We start from the raw sequence: 1,214 nt of genomic DNA on the forward strand, positions 1-1,214 counted from the left end.
CCCGGGATACGCGTCGACAATGCCTCCAGACGCTCGAACGGCACCTCGCAGACCGTGGTGGTCTCCAGCGCCTGGGCACCACAGGGGTGGCTGCCCTCGTTGATGGCGTCGAGCCCCACCACCTCGCCGGGTAGGTGGAAGCCCATGATCTGCTCCTCGCCGCTCTCGGAGAGCGTGTACGTCTTCAACGCGCCGGTGCGCACGACGTAGATCGCGCCGAAACCGTCGCCGGTTCGGTAGAGGTGCTCGTGACGCTTGATGGGCCGGCGTGGCTGCACGATCTGGTCGAGCCGGTCGACGTCCTCGGTCTCAAGGCTCACCGGCAGGCACAGCTGCACGAGCCCGCAATCGTTGCAGGCACTGCGCAGCCGCGCCACCCGGAACTCGCCGGGGTTGGGCTGGTCGCTCATGTCGCACCCTGGGTGAGTGGCAGTCCTTGGTTGTTCATCATCAGCATACGACATCACCCACGGCGGAGCACAGCCCGTTCTGGGGGTATTGTCAGGCCTCAGCTTGCCTGTCTGCACTCGTGGCAAGGCGCGCTGAGCGATGTGTAGCGGCGCTACATGAGCGAAGCGCAACGCCGCGCACGGGCGCAGACAGGCGAGCCCGAAGGGAGCTGCGGGGCTCTGAGACCTGAACAATACATCCGGAACGGCTGTAAGACGCACCGCACCGTTTCAGCCCAGCAGGGCCAGCGCGAGGTGCAGGCAGACCGCGGCCGGCACGGCGGCGAGGACGTCGTCCAGCATGATGCCGAAGCCCCCGTGCAGGCGCCGGTCGAACACCCGGATGGGCCAGGGCTTGACGATGTCGAAGACGCGGAAGGCCACCACACCCGCCGCCACCACGGCGGGGCTCTGCGGTGCCAGCGCCAGGGTGGCGGCCAGCCCCACGAACTCGTCCCAGACGATGGCGGGATGGTCGTCGACGCCCACCGCACGGGCGGTGACACCGCAGATCCAGCAGCCGATGACGAAGGCCGCCGCGAGCACCGTGGCATAGGCCCACGCCGGCAGCAGGCCGAGGGCCCAGACCAGGGGCGCCGCAACAACCGTACCGGCGGTGCCCGGGGCCCGCGGGAGCAGGCCGGACCCGAATCCCAGGGCGAGGAACTGGCGCGGATCGGCGAGACGAAACCCCGCGCTCATTCGCCGGTCCCGTCGAAGTGCCGGTAGCCGGTGCGCCCCGCGGCAAGCGGCGCGCCGTCCGCA

General features: G+C 69.7%; 2 protein-coding genes. Both read right to left on the reverse strand.

Translation table 11 applies throughout. The features are described from left to right. On the reverse strand, positions 1–410 hold a 410-nt coding region (locus G7A99_RS20155; RefSeq protein WP_163143608.1), incomplete at its 3' end, for a cyclic nucleotide-binding domain-containing protein. Between the two features lie 270 nt (positions 411–680). After that, the gene (locus G7A99_RS20160; RefSeq protein ID WP_163143611.1) at positions 681–1,151 is read right to left on the reverse strand and encodes a phosphatidylglycerophosphatase A; all 471 of its coding nucleotides are present in this window, start codon (positions 1,149–1,151) and stop codon (positions 681–683) included. Positions 1,152–1,214 lie beyond the last annotated feature (63 nt).

The organism is Arhodomonas sp. KWT, assembly GCF_010993615.1.

Coding starts and splice junctions, on each gene's coding strand:
- G7A99_RS20160 (WP_163143611.1), bottom strand. CDS start 1,151: ATGAGCGCGGGGTTTCGTCTCGCCGATCCGCGCCAGTTCCTCGCCCTG.